Origin of the sequence: Streptomyces sp. NPDC020965 (genome assembly GCF_044333555.1) — a bacterium.
Classification (GTDB): Bacteria; Actinomycetota; Actinomycetes; order Streptomycetales; family Streptomycetaceae; genus Streptomyces.
This window is the reverse complement of the sequence record NZ_JBIRRE010000003.1, coordinates 349,754-367,245: the sequence shown is the minus strand read 5'-3', so window position 1 is coordinate 367,245 and position 17,492 is coordinate 349,754. Positions and strand designations below refer to the sequence as shown.

The window sequence follows — 17,492 nt, the reverse complement described above, 5'->3', positions numbered from 1 at the left end:
CCGGACACTCGGTGGTGAGTGCTCAGCGGCGGGTGGTCAGCGGCGGGTGGTCAGCGGCGGGTGGTCAGCGGCGGATGGTCAGTAGGGCGCGACCCAGAAGAATTCGCCCGCGTCGTCGTACGCGTACAGCAGCCCGGTGCCGCCGAGTGTGAGCGCGGCGAGCGGATCGGTGTCGTTCTGCCGCACCTGTACGACCGCGGTGGAGCCGTCCCGCGCCCTGACCTCCGCCTGACCGAAGACCGCATCCACCCGTCCCGTACGGATGACGCAGGTCAGCCCGATGAAGTCCTGTCGGGACGGCCCGGGTTCGTCGGGGAAGAGCTTGGTGAGCGGCCGGACGAGCCGTCGGGTCAGCCACCAGGCGCAGCAGAGCGCGGCGGGCAGCAGCAGTACGCGCGGCAGACCGCTGTCGAACCCCGTATGAGTCAGCAGTACGGAGCCCGTCAGGCCGAGGAACCAGGCCAGTGCGATCAGCAGGGAGGCCGAGACGGCGACCGGCACCCCGCCGAGGTGCAGTGCGTCGGTGTCGAGGTCGGTGTCGAAACTGTCGGCGGCGGCCACTCCGCAGAGCACCAGGAGCCAGAAGACGACGGCGACCACGAGGGCCGCGGTGAACAGCACGGTGGGGAAGCGGACCAGGGCCGCGAGGAACTCGGTCATCACTGATCCCCCCTCAAGGATGCTTTCCGCTCTCCGGCAGGGTGTGCCCCCGCCGCCCGTCGACTTCCCTCATCCTTGCCGAGGTCACGGGCTTCCCGCATTGCCGTATCCCGGCAGTCTTAACGCGTTCTTGATGCCGGTCTCCGCCCCTGGAACGCGCCACCGCCGCCGTTCGTCATACGTCAAGGAAGCGTTAAGACCGGGGGGTGGGCATGGTGATACGAGAGATATCCGAGGAGCATCTTGACGGGTATGCCGAGATCCTGGCGGATGTCTGCGAGACCGGCCGGCGCCTGACGCGCGACGAGTTGGAGTCGCTGCGGGAGCGCGGCGAGGGCGCGGCCGAGGCGGGCATCGGTCTCCGCCCCCTGGTCCGCGCCCAGCTCTCCGCCGCCCAGTCCGTCCGCCCCGAACTGTCCCGTGCCGCCGCCGATCGGCTGCTCGCCGCGGTGGAGCAGGCCGTGGACGCCCTCGCCGAAGGCCATGAGCGCGCACAGCGGCTGGCCGTCCGGCGCGAGGAGGCGGCCCGCCGCGAGTTCATCGACGATCTGCTGTACGGGCGCAGTGACCTCGGCCGTCTCGCCCAGCGCGCGGAGCGCTTCGGCCTGCTGCTCTCGCACGCCCACGCGGTGGCGGTGGCCCAGGGGTCGGAGCCGTACGACGACGGGTATCCGATGGCGCGCCGGATCGAGTCCGCGCTGCTCGCGCGGTTCGGTCACCGGAGCATTCTGCTGACCACCAAGGACGGGCGGTTGATCTGTATCGCGCCGAGCGACCAGTCCGAGGTGCTGAGCTTCTTCGCCAAGCACGCGTACGCGGCGACCGACGGCGGCCGGGTCGCGATCGGTCGGGCGCATCCGGGTGTCGGCGGGGTCGTCCACTCGTACGAGGAGGCGTTGAACGCCCTCGACCTGGCCACCCGGATGGACCTGGACGATCCGGTGCTGCACGCGGCGGACCTGCTGGTCTATCCGGTGCTCACCCGCGACCGGCAGGCGATGGCGGATCTGGTGGAGAGCGTCCTCGGACCGCTGCGGGGGGCCCGGGGCGGCCCCCAGCCGCTGTTGGACACGCTCGCCGCCTACTTCGACACCGGCTGTGTCACCGCGGCTGCGGCGCGGCGGCTCTCGCTGAGCGTCCGGGCGATGACCTACCGCCTGGACCGTATCCGCCGGCTCACCGGTTCCGACCCGGGCGATCCGGTGCACCGCTACACCCTTCAGACGGCGTTCATCGGGGCCCGGCTGCTGGGCTGGCCGCTCAGCCCGGACGGGGGTCCTTCGGCCGGTGCGGGCTCCCCCGGAGGCGGTTGAGGCGATCCGGTCCGGGCTCCCCCTGAATCGGGCCGGTCCCTGCTTCCCCGGCCGCCTCCCGCGGGCCGGTGTCTACTCCGCCCTCTCCCGCGGGCCGCCCTCGGCGTGCAGTCGGGGCAGCAGCCGGTCCAGCCAGCCGGGCGTCCACCACGCGGACCGGCCGAGCAGGGTCATCATGGCGGGCACCAGCAGCAGCCGTACGATCGTCGCGTCGATCAGCACGCTCGCGGCCAGCCCGAGCCCCAGCATCTTCACCACGATGTTGTCGCTGATCACGAAGGCCGCGAAGACGCTGACCATGATGAGCGCGGCACAGGTGATGACCCGCGCGGTGATCTCCAGGGCGTGCGCCACGCTCGCCCGCGGGTCGCCGGTCCGCAACCACGCCTCATGGATGCGGGAGAGCAGGAAGATCTCGTAGTCCATGCTCAGCCCGAAGACGATGGCGAACATCATCATCGGCACATAGCTCTCGATCGGCACGGTGCCCGAAACGCCCAGCGCCGGGCCGCCCCAGCCCCACTGGAAGACGGCGACCACCACCCCGTACGAGGCGGCGATCGACAGCACATTGAGCACGGCCGCCTTCAGCGCGACCAGTGGCCCCCGGAAGACGACCAGGATGACCAGGAAGGCCAGCCCGACCACCACCGCGATGATCAGGAGCAGCCGGCTGGAGACGATGTCGAGGAAGTCGACCTGCGCCGCGGTCGTGCCCGTCACATAGCCGCGCGCGGCGGTGCCGGCGACCGCTTCCGGCAGCACTTCGTCGGTCAGCCGGTTGACCAGGGAGGTGGTCGCGGCGTCCTGCGGGGCGGCGACCGAGTACGCGGTGCCGACCAGCGCGGCGCCGTCCGGCGTCTGCTTCAGCGGGGTGATCACGGCGGCGTCCACCACGCCCGTCAGCTCCTTGCCCGCCTGGGCGGCCAGCGCCGCCCGGTCCGCCACCGGGACGGCCGACTGGTCGATCACCACCGTCAACGGACCGTTGGAGCCGGGCCCGAAGGCCGACGCCATGAGGTCGTAGGCGCGCCGGTCGGTGAAGGACGTGGGGTCCGCGCCGTCGTCGATGTGACCGAGCCGGATGAAGAGCAGTGGGAACGCCAGCACGGCCAGCACCACCACGCCGCCGGCCAGGAACCACCAGGGGCGGCGCTGCACCCGCAGCGCATACCGGTGCCAGCCGCCCTGGACCTCCTCGCCGGGCCGGGCGTCCGTCTCGGCGACCGGCTTCCGCACCCGGAGCCGGTCGACGTGCCGGCCGATCAGCCCCAGCAGGGCGGGTACGAGGGTGAGCGCGCCGAGCACGGCGGTGACCACGGTGACGGCGGCGGCCAGACCCAGCTTGCCGATGAAACCGATCCCGGAGACCCAGAGCCCGGAGAGCGCGATGATCACCGTGCCGCCGGAGAGCAGCACCGCGTGCCCGCTGGTGGCGGTGGCCCGGCCGGCCGCCGTGACCGGATCCCGGCCGTCCATCAGATGCTGGCGGTGCCGGGTGACCAGGAAGAGGGCGTAGTCGATCCCGACCCCGAGCCCGATCATCGTGGCCAGCGTCGGCGACACGGTGGCGAAGGTGAAGGCGGCGGCGAGCAGCCCCAGCAGCGCCAGCCCGCAGACGACACAGATCAACGCGGTCACCAGCGGCAGCAGCGCCGCCACCACGCTGCCGAACCCGATCAGCAGCACCACGATGGCCACCGCGAAACCGATGATCTCGCTGGTGTGGTCGCCGGTCTCGGGGCGGGCGAGTTCGCCCAGCGGGCCCCCGTACTCCACCTCGACACCCGCCGCGCGCAGCGGTTCGACTGCCGCGTCCACCCCGTCGAGATAGTCGTGCCCGAGGGTGGCGGGCTGCACCCGGAAGGTGACTCCGATGGAGGCGGTCCGGCCGTCGGCGGAGAGCGGGCCGATGTCCGGGGCGCCCGGCGGCGTCGGCGGGGCCAAGAGCGGGTTCTGGACGGAGATGACCTCCGGCAGCTTCCCGAGACTGCCGACGACCGTCGAAATCCGGCCGCTCTGCTCGGTCAGCGGTCCCGCCGCGTCCCGCAGCACCACCTGACCGCTGTAGCCGCCCGCGTTCGGCTCATGGGCGCGGAGCACATCGAGGCCGTCCTGCGACTGGGTGCCGGGGAGGGCGAAGTCGTCCGAGTAGTCCCCGCCGTAGGAGTGGTGGACGGCCTGTAGTCCGACGAGGGCCACCAGCCAGACGACGACGACCATGACGGCGTGCCGTGCGCACCACTCACCCGTCCGGCGCAGCGCCCCGGGCCGTTGGGGCTCTCCGGAGCCGTTCGGGGACGTCGGCTTCGCCATCCGCACTCGCCCTTCCGACCAGGCCCGGGGCCACACCGGACATGCCTCGCGCACGCCTCGCGCACGCACCGGACACTCAGCATTGAAGGCCGGGCGGTCGGGTACGGCACCTCGGGGCGGGGGAACGGGTGATGTCGGTGAAGTCGGGGGGCTCGCGTCCCTCCGGCCGGGGTCGGCCGGAGGGCGCCGGCCCGGACTACGGCGCGGGGTGCTCCGCGCGCCACGTCATCGTGACGTGAAAGTGTGCCTCGGTGCCGGATTTGGCGATGACCGCGCCCAGCTCCGCGTTGAACCGCATCCCGAAGTCCAGACTGACCTCGTCCGGGCGGCTCGGCATGTCCCGCAGCCGGGCCAGTGCCACCGCTGCCGCGTGTCGTACCTGGTCAAGGCCCTGCTCAAAGGCGGCGGTCGCCTCGGCGACCGTATCCCCGAGGCGGGAGACTGCCTCCACGCCCGGTTCGTCCGCCGCCACTTCCACCACGACGGCACCGCCGCCGTCCTCGGACTGGAACCGCAACAACTGTGTCATTCGGCTGCCCTTCCCCCTGGCGTCTCGACAGGCCGACACTATCCCCGTTTGTACCCTTGATGACCAGCCGTCAGCGTGGCTCCGGCTGAACACCGTATGACCTGTGACCGTCTTCCGCTTCACGCCCATTGCGGCCACCATGGAATCGGAACCGGAACTCCGAGTCGCTGAATCATCACGTCAGGGGGAACCACGGTATGGCAGGGTCTGCGAAAGACTTCTGTTCCGATCTGGTCGATCTCTCCGGGGTCTCGTTGGCGCAACTCCATTCCAGTGAAGACCCCGCGCTGCGGCGGTCGCTGTCCTGGGTGGACCACCGGGCAACCGCCGCCTTCGCCGCACAGGACGAAGCCAACAGCGAGGAAATGCGACTGCTGCGCCGGCCCCGGTCGAAGCAGCGGTGACGGTGGGCGCCGAGCGAATACCCTTCCACCGGCTGACGGAGGAATCGCTTCGGTCCATCGCCAACGGCACGGCCGGCACGGATGAGTTACGGCTCCTCCGTGCCGCCCAGCGCAGCCGGCTGCTCCTCGTGCTGCGCTCCCTGCTGAGCCACGCCGACACCGTGGCACCGCGCACCGGACCCGGCGTCCGGGCGCCGTCCATCGAGTCGGCGTGGCGTTCGCTGGTCGCCGTGCAGGAACACGATCCGGCGGCGCTCGACGCGGTCGTCGCCGATCCGTCGGTCATGTCCTGGGCGCTCCGGCTGCTGCGCCGGCTGAAGAGCCGGCACGGCGCCGGGGCGCGCCCACCGTCGGCGCCGCTGTGGGCGGAGATCGGACAGTTCCACTCGCTGGCCGCCGCGGCGTCGCTGTACGCGGGCATCCCGACGGTGGTCCGGGTGCCCGCGCACCGGGGCATGGTCTGGCTGCCGGGCTCGGGCATCGCGGGCGCCGTCTCCCGGCGCCGGTGGAGCGAGGCGGAGATCGACGTCGGGTGTACGGGGGCGGTCATCCGGGGGGAACTCGCGGAGCTGCGGCTCGCCCGGGTCTCATCGGCCGGGGGCGGACCCGCGCTCCTGGTGGCGGCCGGGGGCGGAAGCGTGATCCCGGTGCCGGTGCCGGTGCCGGTGTCGGTGCCGGTGTCGGTGTCGGTGTCGGACGTGGAGGGGCTCCCGGTGCCGCTGCCCCCCGCCCCGGACGCGCAGTGGCATCCGCTGCCGGTCCTCATCGCCTCCCCGGACCCCCGCTGGGAGACGCCGGTCCTGCGCATGGACACCCTGACCCCCTACCGGGACTTCACCGTCGCGCCCCGCGCGCCCGCCCCCATGGGCGAGCGGCGATTACGGCTCTGGCGGTCCCGGCTCTCCGACGCGTACACGCTCCTCCGCCGTGAGTCCCCGGCGGACGCCACCGCGGTCAGGGAACTCGTCGGCGTCCTGGTGCCGCGGTCCCTCCCGGCGCTCCGGGGCGCGCTGGTGGCCAGCTCGTCATCGCCGGACGCGTTCGGGGCCATCGCCACCTCCCTGCCGTACGACGCGGTCCAGACCGCGTCCGTCCTGGTGCACGAGACCCGCCACCAACAACTCAACGCGCTCCTCAACCTGGTGCCGCTGCTGCGGGAACCCCGGGAGCCTCGTGCGGCGGGTGCGGCGGGTGCGTCGGGTGCGGCGGGGGAGCCCAGCGGCCCGGACGGGCCCGTCGCGCCGCCCCCACTGTCGTACGCGCCCTGGCGCAGTGATCCTCGGCCGCCGTCCGGGCTGCTCCACGGCGTCTTCGCGTTCGCCGGGGTGGCGGGCTTCTGGCGGCTGCACCGGGAGCAGGCGGTCGGGCCCGAGGCGCTCCGCGCCCACTTCGAGTTCGCGCTCTTCCGGGAGCAGGTGGCGGAGGGTGTCGCCGCCCTGCTGGCCGGCGACGCGCTGACCACGGCCGGCCGACTCTTCGCCGAGGAGATCGCCGCGCTGGTCGGAGGCTGGCGGAAGGAGGACGTGCCGGCCGAACCGGCCCGGGTGGCGGCGCACTACTGCGCCTTCCGGCGCGCGGTCTGGCGGCTCCGGCATCTGGAGATCGCCCCCGCCGACGCCGAACGGCTCGCCGCCGCCTGGCGCGCGGGCCACGCCGTGCCGCCGCGGCCGGGGGACGGAGGTGCGGCGGTCCTGCCCGACGCTGTGTCGCACCCGCGGCTGGACGCGATAAGGACGGACACCCTCGGGCCGCTGGCGAGACTCCGACTGTCAGCACCCGACCTCTTCCCGCGCGCGCGGCGGGCCGGTGACCGGGTGCGGCGGGCGGAGTGCGCCGCCGTCGCGGGGGAGACCGGACGGGCCCTGCGGCAGTACGCGCGGTGGACGGCGGCGGACCCCCATGACGCGGAGGCGTGGATCGGCGCGGCGCTCGTCCTGCCGGAGGAGAGCAGGGGGCCGGCCGCGACCCTGGTGATCGAACGCCCGGAGGTGGTGGCCGGGGTCCATCGCGCGATCGTCGCGGCGGGTGGCGCGCCCCCGGACGCGCGGGCGCTGGCGGCCTGGCTGCTCACCCCGGGCCCCGCCGCCGCTGCCGCTGCCGCCGCCTCCGCCTCCGATGACGACGCTGCCGTCGATGCCGATGCCGCGCCCGGCCCGTAGGCAGCCCGGGACCGTACGACCCGACCTGCCACGACCGCCACGGCCCGACCTGCCACGCTACGACCGGCCTGGCCCGGCCCGACCTGCCACGACCGGCCCGACCTGCCACGCCACGACCGGCCCGACCTGCCACGACCGGCCCGACCTGCCACGCCACGACCGGCCCGACCCGCCACGACCGGCCCGACCTGCCACGCCCCGGCCCGACCCGACCCGATACGACGGTGCGCCCGGCCCCTCCCGGGGTCGGGCGCACCGTCGTATCGCGCGGACAGGACCTGGTGGTCAGAGCGAGATCAGGTCGACGTCCGCGTTGGCCCGCAGACCGCGTTCCGCGTCCCGGGTCGCCGGGTGCGACGGGCCCAGGATCTCCCGGTAGGTCGACAGCGCCCGCTCGTACAGCAGCCGGCTCTCCTCGTGCCGCCCGAGCGCCTTGAGGTCATGGCTCAGATTGAGCTGCACCGCCAGGTTCGCGGGGTGGTTGAGCCGCAGCCGCTCGGTCTCCTCGGCCACCTTCTTGTCGATCGTGTGCGCCTCCTCGGGGTGGCCGAGGGCGAAGTGGTCGCTGGCCAGATTCATCCGCGCGAGCAGGGTGCGCGGATGCTCGGGGCCCAGGACGCGGGTGAGTCCGTCGACCGTGTTCTGGTCGAGTTCGAGCGCGGGCTCGTGCTCGCCGAGCAGCCGGAGCACCACCGCCAGGTTGAGGGCGACGGCGTAGGTGTGCGGATGCTCGTGCCCGTACTGCTCGATGTGCTGTTCCAGCACCTGTGCGTTGAGCGCCCGGGACTCCTGCAGCTTGCCGATCTGGCGCAGGTCGACGGCGTGGCTGAGCGCCATCTGGAGGAAGTAGCGCCCCGTCTCGCCGTACCGCTTGCGGACCAGGGTGAGTCCGTGGGTGGAGAGTTCGTAGGCGCCCTCGTGGTCGCCCTTCTTGCGGCGCGTCACACAGAGGTTGCGGGTCACCTGCATGGTGAACCAGTGGTCCTCGCCGAACTGGTCGCGCAGCGTGGCCGAGAGCTGTTCGTACCCTTCGGCCGACTCCTCGTACCTGCCGATCTCCTGGAGGTCGAGGAGATAGGCGTTGAAGGTGGTCAGGGTGTACAGGTGGTCGCTGCCGAGGACCTCGACCCGGCGCTGCCAGGTGTCCTGGTCCAGGGCGCGCGCCGCCTCCGGGTCGCCCGCGAGGCGCAGGCTGACGGCGAGGTTGTGCGCTGCGAGCAGGGTGGCCGGGTCGTCGGGGCCGAATTCGCGGATGGTGTTCTCGTAGACCCGCTGGTCCAGCTCACGGGCCTGGTAGAAGTCGCCGCGGTTGCGGTGGTGGATGGCCAGATAGCTCTGGGCCTGGAGGGTGTCCTCGTGCTCCTCACCGAGTACCCGGCCGAACCGGTTGACCAGATCGGCCTGGAGGGCGTGGGCGCGTTCCAGCTCGACGCCCTGCTCGCGCAGTGCCTGGGCGAGCTGCTGGTCGATGGCGAGGACCTCCTCGTGGTCCTCGCCCAGCTTCTCCCGCCAGATCGCCGAGGCCCGCTCGCCCAGCGAGAGCGCGGCGGAGATGTCACCGCGCAGCCGCAGGAACCACACCTCGTTGAGGACCAGGCGCCGGGTCCAGCCCTCCTCGCACTCGACCGCGTTGGACGCCACCAGATGCGGCAGCAGCGCCGAATAGCCGGTCCAGTGGGCGGCGCGCTGGGGGCTGCGCGGGTCGGCGTTGGAGAGGAGTTGATGGGCGGCGTGCCGCATCTGCGCCTGCTCCTGCGGGTTCATCTGCTCGACGAGCACGCGCTGCACCAGCCGGTGGAGCTGGATGGTGCTGGCGCGGTGGTCGATCCGCGCCAGCGCGTACCGGCCGATCTCGCGGACGGCGCGGCCGAGTTTGACCGGATCGTCCAGGGTGGCCTGGAGCGCCTGCGGCACCGACACCCCGCGCACGGCGGAGAAGAGGTCCCAGGAGATGGGCTCGGGCGCGAAGAACGCCGCGACCTGGAGCAGTTGCAGGGCGTCCGGGCTGTCGTCGCGCAGCCGTTCCAGCGAGACGTTCCAGGCGGCGGCCACCGGCATCTCGTAGTCGGCGGGCGGATCGGACTGGAGCAGCTCGGCCCATTTCCGCTCGAACAGTTCCAGATACTGCTGTACGGGCATCCCGGTCTCGGCGAGCCAGACCGCGGCCTGCTCGACCGCCAGTGGCAGGTCGCCGAGGGCGGACGCCAGATGGTCCACGGCCTCGTCGGGCAGTTGCGGGCTGCGCCGGCGCAGGAGCGCGATGCTCTCCTCGCGTGCGAACACATTGACCTCTAGTGAGCTTGCCGTGCTGGACCACTGGGAGTTGCGGGACGTCACCAGAATTCGCCCCGGTCCATCACTGGGGAAGTATTTCCGCACCTCCTTCGGGTCCTCCGCGTTGTCGAACACCAGGAGCCAGTCGCTGTACGGCTCGCCCACGCGGAGGGCGTTGAGCACCGCTGGCACCGCGCTGATCTCGGCGCCGGCCTGGAGTCCCATCTGTTCGCCCAGCTCGATGAGCGACTGGACGATCTGGTTCTCCTGTTCGGCCGGGATCCACCAGATCAGTTGGTAGTCCCGGCTGTGCCGGTAGACGTACTCGATGGCGATCTGGGACTTGCCCACACCGCCCATGCCGTGCAGCGCTTCGGGGAGTACCGCGGTGACTCCGCTGGTGAGGCGGGACTGGAGCTGTTCGAGCAGTGCTTCCCGCCCGGTGAAGTTCCGGTTCCGCTGCGGTACGTTCCCCCAGATTCGGGGCGGCTCGTGCGGGCCCCTCGGGGCCGGGGCAACCGGCAGACCGGCAGACACAGCGGTGCCTCCTTCATGGAGTCGAGCAGGCGGAAGGGAAGGGCTGGGTGAGTCAGGGGGAGCCTGGGATCGAGGCGGTTTCGAAGATCCCGCGCGACTCGGGGTGTTGGCCGCTGACGGAGGTTTCTGAGGGCCGTAAGGTACCGCACCCTTGGTACCAGATGTGAAATGTGACACGCTATCACTGAATATGTACCGTTCTGGACGCTTACGGGTAGAAATGGATGGCGTGGTCGGTCGGGCACCCGCCACCGAGAGCGGCCGGCGCTGTTCGCGCGGCGCTGCCGCGATGAGCTGCGGAGTGTCGTGCTGGAGCAGCCGCCCGAGGTGGTTGGCGCGGGCGAGGTACGGGCCGGACAGTGCGCACAGCGCGGTGTACAGATGCGCCACGAACGGGCGCGTCTGCTCGGTGAGCGGCAGGTCCCGGGGTGCGCCGTCCGGATCGACCAGGGACGCCCCGCCGTGCCAGAGCGCCTCCAGCCGGGGCCCGAGGTGCTGCTGCACCTGGCGCAGCGCCCCCACCGTCTCGGCCCTGCTGCCGAGTGCGAGCAGTTCCTCCCGTACGCCCCCCGCGAAGTCGAAGGAGACCCGGGCGGCGTCCTCGACATCGGCCGAGGCGTCCGTCCGGCGCACCAGACCCCGGAGCACGATCTCGGCCAGGTTCCAGAACTCGGCCCCGGGCAGCGCCTGTTGGAGTACGCGCATGACGGGGAGGTTCAGCGGGACCGCGGCCAGCCGTCGCGCCAGGACATAGGCGGTGGGGGACGCGGTGGAGCGGAAGCGGCGGACCGCGTCGGCCGCGCGCGCCGCCCGCGCCGACGCGGTGGGGCGGGGGACCTCGGCGTCGAGCGAGGCCGTCGCGGCGGCTGCGTCGGTGAGGTCCTCCGCTTCGGGATCGACCAGATCGGCACGGAGATCCCGGTCCGGCCCGGTCAGCAGGGCGGCGAGGCTGTGCCACTCGCTCCGCTCGCCCCCGGCGACCAGCCGGGCCCAGCGGCCCAGCGATTCGGCGCGCAGCTCCACGACGGGGACGGCGATGGCCCGGTCCCGTCCCTGGGCGGGCGGGGCGACGGAGGCCGGCCGCGGCCCCAGGGCGTCGGCGCCCGGGTCCGTCCAGCGGGCGTCGTACGAGCGGTTGGCGGCGCCGGGCGTGGCGGATCGCAGCCGGGTCCTGGCGACCGTGGGCAGGGTGAGGTCCCAGAGCTGCTGGGGCAGCAGGCTGAGGACGGCGGTGGGCGACGAGGCGGCGAGGGCGTGCAGCCGGGTGGCGGCCCGGCCGTCGCGCCAGGCGGCGTCGGCGCCGTCCGTGAGCACCAGCAGTAGTTGGCGCTCGCCCGCCTGGGCGGTGGCGGCCGGGCCGGCCCCGGGGGCGCCGTCCGGGTGCCAGGGCACCAGCCGGACGGTGCGGAAGGCGGCCGTCTGCTCCATCAGCGCCCGGACGCGGTGTGCCGAACGGCGCCAGAGCGCCATCGGGGGTCCGGCGTCCACCAGGAGCAGCAGATCCAGCAGCCGTTCCCGGGTGGACCGGCAGACCGGGGTCCAGAGTCCGTCGACGGCGGCCTGTTCGGCGGTCGCCTCCTCGTCGAGCTCGACCTCGTACGGGGAGGGGCGGGAGAGCCGTAACGGGCGCAGGGCGCGGCCGATCGCCAGGGAGTCGCTCGGTCGGGCGCGGCCGGAGGCGCTCGCGCCGAGCGGGACCAGTCCGAGGGCCGAGTGCCGCGGTGGCCGGGGGCCGGTCTCCCGCTCCCACACGTCATCGGCGGTGTCATCGGCGGCGTCGGTACTGTCGGTGTCGGTGCTGTCCGTGTCGGTGGCGGACCGGTCCTGCGCGGCCGCTGTGTCCGACCGGGGCCCGGTGGACGGCGCGCGATCGGTGCCGGCTCCGGTGCCGGTTCCGGTGCCGGTGTTCGTAGCGGTATCGGAGGTGGCGGTGTTGCCGGTCCCGGTGGTGGTCCCGGTGCCGACCGCCGCGCGGCGCTGCACGGGCGAGCGTCTCGGCGGATCACGCGGGGGCACCGCCGCGTCCTGGACGGCGGCGAGATAGAGCGCGTCCGCCAGCTCGGACCAGCTCGGCGGCTCCCCCTCGGAGCCGTACGCCACTACCCGCGCCGGCCGGGGAGGCCGGAACGGTGGTACCGCCGAGGTGGCAGCAGCCGACGCAGTCATCCCGCCCTCGTTTCCGCCCCCGCTCCGTCGAGCCGGTGCCACAGCGCGTCCACCAGCTCCTGGAGCGCCTCGCCGCCGTCACCGTCGGGGAAGCGTCCCGAGGTCGCCAGAAAGACGGAATTGAGCAATTGATCCACGGCCAGCCCGCCGCGTTCCCGGCTGCGCTGGACGAACTGTCCGACGAGGTCGCCGTCCCGGGTGCCGCGCACCGCGTCCTCGGTGAGATGCGCGGCGACCATGTCCACCAACTGGGAGTGGTCCGGGTCGGGCATCCGCAGGGTCAGACAGCGGCGCAGGAACGCCGGGGGGAACTCCCGCTCGCCGTTGGATGTGATGATCACGACCGGGAAGGCCCGGCACCGGACGATCCCGCCGACGATGTCCGCGCTGCCCAGGGGATCGTCGGTCAGTACGGTGACCTTCGGATGGCGACGGCGGACCCGGAGCAGCTCCGGGACCGGGAACTGGCCCTCCTCGAAGACGCCGAGCAGATCGTTCGCCAGGTCCTGGTCGCTCTTGTCGAGCTCGTCGATGAGCAACACCCGGGGGGCCTCGTGGGGCAGGAGCGCGGTGCCCAGCGGGCCCAGTTGCAGATAGTCCCCGATCCCGGGGAGCGCGCTCTCCCGGGCCGCTTCCCCGGCCGCTTCCTCATGATGCGATGTGGTCTTGGCGTCCAGTCGGGAGTCCCGCAGCGTACGTAACGCGGCCGAGTCCTGTACGCGCCCGATCGCGTCGTACTCGTACAGACCGGAACGCAGGGTCGTACGACTGGTGATGTGCCAGCGCAGTACCCGGCCGAGCCGCAGCTCGCGACTGATGCGGTAGGCGAGGCTCGACTTTCCGGTGCCGGGCCGACCGGTCACCAGCAGGGGGCGGCGCAGATAGAGCGCGGCGTTGACCATGTCGGCCTCGCGCCGGATCTGCTCGGATGCGGCGGACGGCGGGGGGAAGCGGCCGAGTCGGCGCTCGATCTCCTCGTCGTCCCACGGCGGCGGGGGCATCACGGGCGCGCCGGTGAACCGTCGCCAGGGCGGTGGTGCCGGCAGCAGCTCGCGCAGACTGGTGTCGTACAGCGGCTGTCCCGTGCCCCGGTAGATCCACCATCGGGACTGGTCGGGACCGGCCCGGCCGGTGCCGTCGGCGATCGTCCCGTTCGCCCGCGCGGGTGGTTCGGCGCCCGCCTCCGCGATGTGCGGACCGTCAGGAGACCCACTGTGCGGGGCACTGTCGTCAGGATGCATCTCGTCCTGTCCTCCCCCTCTGCGCGGAAGGCTCCGCCATGTCTCCCCGACCGCCGGGGCGGCGGTACGGATCGTCCCAGAGCAGCGCCACGTGGCGACCGAGCGTCGACGAATCTCCTTCAGTAGCATCCTCGTCCTTCGCGTCGATGCGCAACGATCTGACTGCATCTGGTAGTCGCCGAATTCCGTTTTGGGCCATCAGCTCGGCCAGCTCGTCACGGAACACCGGATCGGTTCCGCCCCTCCTGTCCCAGACGACAATCGGGACCCCGGCGCGCAGTGACTCGCCCAGTTCGTCCACCCCGGCCTCACCCTCGCCCAACCGGCGCGGCGGGCCGCTGAGCACGACCACGGCGGGCGGCGGATCGGTGAGCAGCCGGGCGCGGCCGTCGTCCGGAAACCAGTGCACGGGACCGGCGCAACCCTCGATGAAGTCGTCCCACCGTCGGCGCCAGCGGCCGTGGGTGTCGGTGCGCTCCATCCGCTCCAGACTTCGCAACAGCACCGGGTGGTCCTCGCCGATGGTGCCGCTCGCGCCGTGGAATCCGCGCTTGGCCCAGCGCTCCACCGGCAGGTGCAGCAGTTCCCTCGGCAGCAGGAACTCCAGGGTCAGCTCCTCCTTGCAGAAGTACGCCCACCCGGTCTCGGCCTGTTCGACCAGGGACTGGACGTGCCGGGGGAGATCGTCCACATCGATCCGGAGGTCCCCGCCCCGGACCGGATAGGGGTCGGGTCCGCCGAGTCGGCGCCAGAAGGAGAGCAGCCGTTCGCGATCGTGATCGGGGTCGGGCAGCGGCCGGAGGCGGATCAGCAGACAGGCCCCGGGCTCCCAGACGGTCTCCCGGTCCACGATCTGGAGCGGTGGTGGTGCGGCGGCGGCCCCGCCCGCGCTCTCGCGGCGCGGGTCCACCGGCTCCTCCGGGCGGGCGCTGTGTTCGGTGACCCAGTCGAGCAGATCCTGCCGCTGCTGGTCCTTGGCGTACCGGGCGAGCCGCTCCACCAGCAGGACGCAGGGAAGCGGTTCACCGGGGCGGGCGTTGAGGGTCGCGGCGTGTACGACGGCGAGCCAGGGCTCCGTGCAGTGCGCCGGAGGGGGGTCCGCGCGGTACCGCGTGACCTCCTGATACACATCGGCCACATCCGGCACATCGAGGCCGCCGATGAGGGCCATCAGCCGGGTCCACTGCTTGGCCGAGAAGAGTGGCACCTCGGCGACGGCGATGGCGGTGCGGACCCGGTCCGCGTGCCGGGTGTCGCCCTCCAGCAGCTCGACCACGGCGCCGAGGATCTGGAGGCCGTTCGGGTATTCGAGCACGGCCATGAGGAGTGAGGAGAGGTATGTACGGCGGCGGGCGCTGTCGGGAAGGGCGATCGTGGTGCCGAGGCGCCGGCCCACCATGCGCGTGCACTCGCGCAGCGTGGCGCTCTCGTCGAAGGCGGGCACCCCGTCCAGCGCGTCGAGGACGATTTTCGGCGGCCCCCAGGCAGCGGTCTCGGTCACCCGGCATCACCACCCGTAGCCAGCGGCCACACCCGGTCGAGCAGCGCGAGGGCCGCGCGGGCGGGCTCCGACGAGTCGTCCACGAGGCGCAGGGCCTCTGTGAGTGCCTCTCTTCCCTGCCGGTGGTCGGCGCACGCCTGGACGAGGTAGTACGTCTGAAGCCTTGCCCTCGGGTGGGTGCGTACGTTGTGCCGGATGGCGGGTGGCAGCAGCCGGCGCAGGGTGGCGGCGCTGTCGTCCTCGACGGCAGCGATCCGGAGCAGGGCGTCGGCGATGGCGAACTGGTCGGTGTCGGAGGGGGGTTCGGCGGCTCCGGTGGTGGGTGCGGCCGGGGTGGCTGCGGTGGTTGGTGCTTCGGTGGTGGGTGCGGCCGGGGTGGTTCGGGTGGTGGGTGCCCCGGCTTCGGTGACTGCGGCTCCGGTGGGCGGCTCGGCTACGGCTTCGGCTCCGACTGCGGTGGCTGCGGCTCTGGTGGGCGGCTCGGCTCCGGCGCCGATGGCTGCGGCTTCGATGGTTGCGGGTTCGGAGGCCCGGGTGAGCGGCTCGGCTCCGGCTCCGACTGTGGCTTCGATGGTCGCGGCCCGGGTGGGCGTCCCGGCCCCGGCGGTCCGGGCGGTGGCCCCGTCGGTCGGCCCCGCGGCCAGGAGTCCGGCGAGCGGCGCCCAGAGCCCGCCCGCGACCTCCAGCGGAAGCATCCAGGCCACCTTGGCGCCCCGCTCCCGGTAGGCCGCCGTCACCAGCCCGACGATCCCGCGCGCCACCGGGTCCCACACCCCGGCCCCGCTGAAACCGCGCTCGATGCCCGCGCCCGTGGGCCCGGTACCCGCCAGTTGGACCCACTCGTGGTGCGGACCGCCCCACCCCACCGCCCGTACGACGGACCAGATCCCGGCAGGGGCGGCGACCGGATGCCCGTACACGCTCAGTTCGCGGCCGTCGGGTTCACCGGAGGCCGCGAGGACCGCGGGCACCACCCCGCCCGGAGGCGGACCGGAGAACCGCAGGACGGCCAGATCCACGGATCTCCCGCCATCCAGCGGCCCGGGGAACCAGCCACCGTCCACCACGACCGCCTTGACCGGCGCCGCGTCCGGTGACCCCGGCGCGCCCAGGAACACCGCTCCGGGCGGCGGTGCGGCCGGAGTTCGACCGCCGGCCGCGCCCAGGGCGGCCGCGACCACATGTGCGCAGGTGAGCACGTGACCCGGCGCCACATAGACCCCGGCGCCGAGCACCCCGCCCCCGGCGGTCAGCACCCGCACTCTCCCCACGGCCGATAACGACGGCCGTGGCTGTAATTCCCCCGACACCACTGACACGCTCCTTCCCCCGCGTGGATGCGACGGAGCGCGTCTCCACGTATGAATCCAGCGTATGAATCCAGCGTACGAAGGACGCGCGCGTGGCGCACCGACAGTGCGCATCTCGGATCATTACCGATACATCGAGAGGGGGCCCCGGGGCGGGAATCGGTTTCCCGGGAACTCCGGGGCGTCATCGGCCGACTACTCGGGGGAGTACACGTTTCCGAGGAGGTCGGTGCGGTGAGTGAGGACCTGGATGACCGGAGTGGCGCGCGTGGTGACGGGGCGTCCGCCTGGTACGCGGACGACGACCTATGGGTGGACTTCGCGCCGGTGATGTTCTCCGGGGAGCGCGTCGAGGCGATGGACGCCCTCGTACGGAGTTCGGCGCTCCTCGACTTCCCCAAGGGGACGCGCGTCCTCGACCTGTGCTGCGGACCGGGGCTGTTCCTCGTCCCGCTCGCGGCACGCGGCTACACCGTCAGCGGTCTCGATCTGAGCCCGGCGATGCTGGAGCTGGCCCGTGACGCCTGCGCGCGGGCGGGGGCCGATGTCCGGCTCGTGCAGGCCGACATGCTCGACCACGCCGAGCCCGGCGCGTACGACGTGATCCTCAATGTCTTCACCTCGTTCGGCTACTTCGCCGATCCGGCCGACAACCTGCGGGTGCTGACCACCGCCCGCCGCAATCTCGCGCCCGGGGGGCGGCTACTGGTCGATGTGATGGGCAAGGAGGTGCTGGCGGGGTGGATCGGCCGCCCGAAGGCCGTGGACCTGCCGGACGGTTCGTTCGTCGTACAGCGGGACACCGTGCTCGACAGTTGGCGCCGGCTCCGTACCGACTGGACCCATGTCCGGGGCGACACCGCCCGTACCGCCTCGATCCACTGCACCCTCTACAGCGCGGCCGAACTCTGCGAACTCTTCGTCGCGGCCGGGTTCACCGGGGTCGAGTGCTTCGGGGACTTCGACGGCGGTCCCTACGACCAGCACTCGCGCCGACTGATCGTCCAGGGCCGCGCCGCGTGAGCGCGGTCCGCACAGCACACCCCAAGACCGGAGGACCCGTACGCCATGCACCGGCTTTC

At 72.6% G+C, this 17,492-nt stretch carries 11 protein-coding genes; 4 read left to right on the top strand and 7 right to left on the bottom strand.

The window, feature by feature from the left end; genetic code table 11:
• Positions 1-78 precede the first annotated feature (78 nt).
• Positions 79-660, bottom strand: coding sequence for a hypothetical protein (locus ACH4S7_RS12095; protein ID WP_398521029.1), 582 nt, complete (start codon positions 658-660; stop codon positions 79-81).
• 212 nt (positions 661-872) lie between these two features.
• Here ACH4S7_RS12095 and ACH4S7_RS12090 point away from each other — a divergent pair, with 212 nt between their 5' ends.
• Positions 873-1,973, top strand: a complete 1,101-nt coding sequence (locus ACH4S7_RS12090) for a PucR family transcriptional regulator (protein ID WP_398521028.1) — start codon at positions 873-875, stop codon at positions 1,971-1,973.
• 72 nt (positions 1,974-2,045) lie between these two features.
• On the opposite strand, the gene ACH4S7_RS12085 is transcribed toward ACH4S7_RS12090, so the two are convergent.
• Both ACH4S7_RS12085 and ACH4S7_RS12080 read right to left on the bottom strand, forming a co-directional pair.
• Positions 2,046-4,289: an MMPL family transporter gene (locus tag ACH4S7_RS12085; RefSeq protein ID WP_398521027.1), complete on the bottom strand. Its 2,244-nt coding sequence runs from the start codon at positions 4,287-4,289 to the stop codon at positions 2,046-2,048.
• A 196-nt stretch (positions 4,290-4,485) separates the two neighbouring features.
• Entirely contained in the window at positions 4,486-4,818 is a 333-nt protein-coding gene (locus ACH4S7_RS12080) for a CU044_2847 family protein (RefSeq protein WP_398521026.1), read from the bottom strand.
• Positions 4,819-5,015: 197 nt separating this feature from the next.
• Here ACH4S7_RS12080 and ACH4S7_RS12075 point away from each other — a divergent pair, with 197 nt between their 5' ends.
• Positions 5,016-5,222 (top strand): hypothetical protein, encoded by a 207-nt coding sequence (locus tag ACH4S7_RS12075; protein ID WP_398521025.1) that lies wholly within the window; start codon positions 5,016-5,018, stop codon positions 5,220-5,222.
• A gap of 2 nt (positions 5,223-5,224) precedes the next feature.
• Positions 5,225-7,381 (top strand): aKG-HExxH-type peptide beta-hydroxylase, encoded by a 2,157-nt coding sequence (locus ACH4S7_RS12070; protein WP_398521024.1) that lies wholly within the window; start codon positions 5,225-5,227, stop codon positions 7,379-7,381.
• 285 nt (positions 7,382-7,666) lie between these two features.
• Here ACH4S7_RS12070 and fxsT read toward each other — a convergent pair whose 3' ends face one another.
• The 4 genes from fxsT to ACH4S7_RS12050 form a co-directional block, all read right to left on the bottom strand.
• The gene (fxsT, locus tag ACH4S7_RS12065; RefSeq protein ID WP_398521023.1) at positions 7,667-12,292 is read right to left on the bottom strand and encodes an FxSxx-COOH system tetratricopeptide repeat protein; all 4,626 of its coding nucleotides are present in this window, start codon (positions 12,290-12,292) and stop codon (positions 7,667-7,669) included.
• 62 nt (positions 12,293-12,354) lie between these two features.
• Positions 12,355-13,599, bottom strand: a complete 1,245-nt coding sequence (locus tag ACH4S7_RS12060) for an AAA family ATPase (RefSeq protein ID WP_398521022.1) — start codon at positions 13,597-13,599, stop codon at positions 12,355-12,357.
• On the bottom strand, positions 13,589-15,100 hold the full coding sequence (locus ACH4S7_RS12055) for a hypothetical protein (protein ID WP_398521021.1): 1,512 nt from the start codon (positions 15,098-15,100) through the stop codon (positions 13,589-13,591). The genes ACH4S7_RS12060 and ACH4S7_RS12055 overlap by 11 nt, the downstream gene beginning before the upstream one ends.
• Positions 15,097-16,356, bottom strand: a complete 1,260-nt coding sequence (locus ACH4S7_RS12050) for a trypsin-like peptidase domain-containing protein (protein ID WP_398521020.1) — start codon at positions 16,354-16,356, stop codon at positions 15,097-15,099. The genes ACH4S7_RS12055 and ACH4S7_RS12050 overlap by 4 nt, the downstream gene beginning before the upstream one ends.
• A 384-nt stretch (positions 16,357-16,740) precedes the next feature.
• On the opposite strand from ACH4S7_RS12050, the gene ACH4S7_RS12045 reads away from it, so the two are divergent.
• A complete protein-coding gene (locus tag ACH4S7_RS12045; protein WP_398521361.1) occupies positions 16,741-17,433 on the top strand; it encodes a class I SAM-dependent methyltransferase in 693 nt (230 codons plus the stop codon).
• Positions 17,434-17,492: the final 59 nt, after the last annotated feature.

Excerpts from the sequence above, each read along its gene's own strand:
- ACH4S7_RS12060 (WP_398521022.1), bottom strand. The coding sequence starts at position 13,599 with ATGCATCCTGACGACAGTGCCCCGCACAGTGGGTCTCCTGACGGTCCG.
- ACH4S7_RS12075 (WP_398521025.1), top strand. The coding sequence starts at position 5,016 with ATGGCAGGGTCTGCGAAAGACTTCTGTTCCGATCTGGTCGATCTCTCC.
- ACH4S7_RS12045 (WP_398521361.1), top strand. The coding sequence starts at position 16,741 with ATGTTCTCCGGGGAGCGCGTCGAGGCGATGGACGCCCTCGTACGGAGT.
- ACH4S7_RS12080 (WP_398521026.1), bottom strand. The coding sequence starts at position 4,818 with ATGACACAGTTGTTGCGGTTCCAGTCCGAGGACGGCGGCGGTGCCGTC.
- ACH4S7_RS12095 (WP_398521029.1), bottom strand. The coding sequence starts at position 660 with ATGACCGAGTTCCTCGCGGCCCTGGTCCGCTTCCCCACCGTGCTGTTC.
- ACH4S7_RS12085 (WP_398521027.1), bottom strand. The coding sequence starts at position 4,289 with ATGGCGAAGCCGACGTCCCCGAACGGCTCCGGAGAGCCCCAACGGCCC.
- ACH4S7_RS12090 (WP_398521028.1), top strand. The coding sequence starts at position 873 with ATGGTGATACGAGAGATATCCGAGGAGCATCTTGACGGGTATGCCGAG.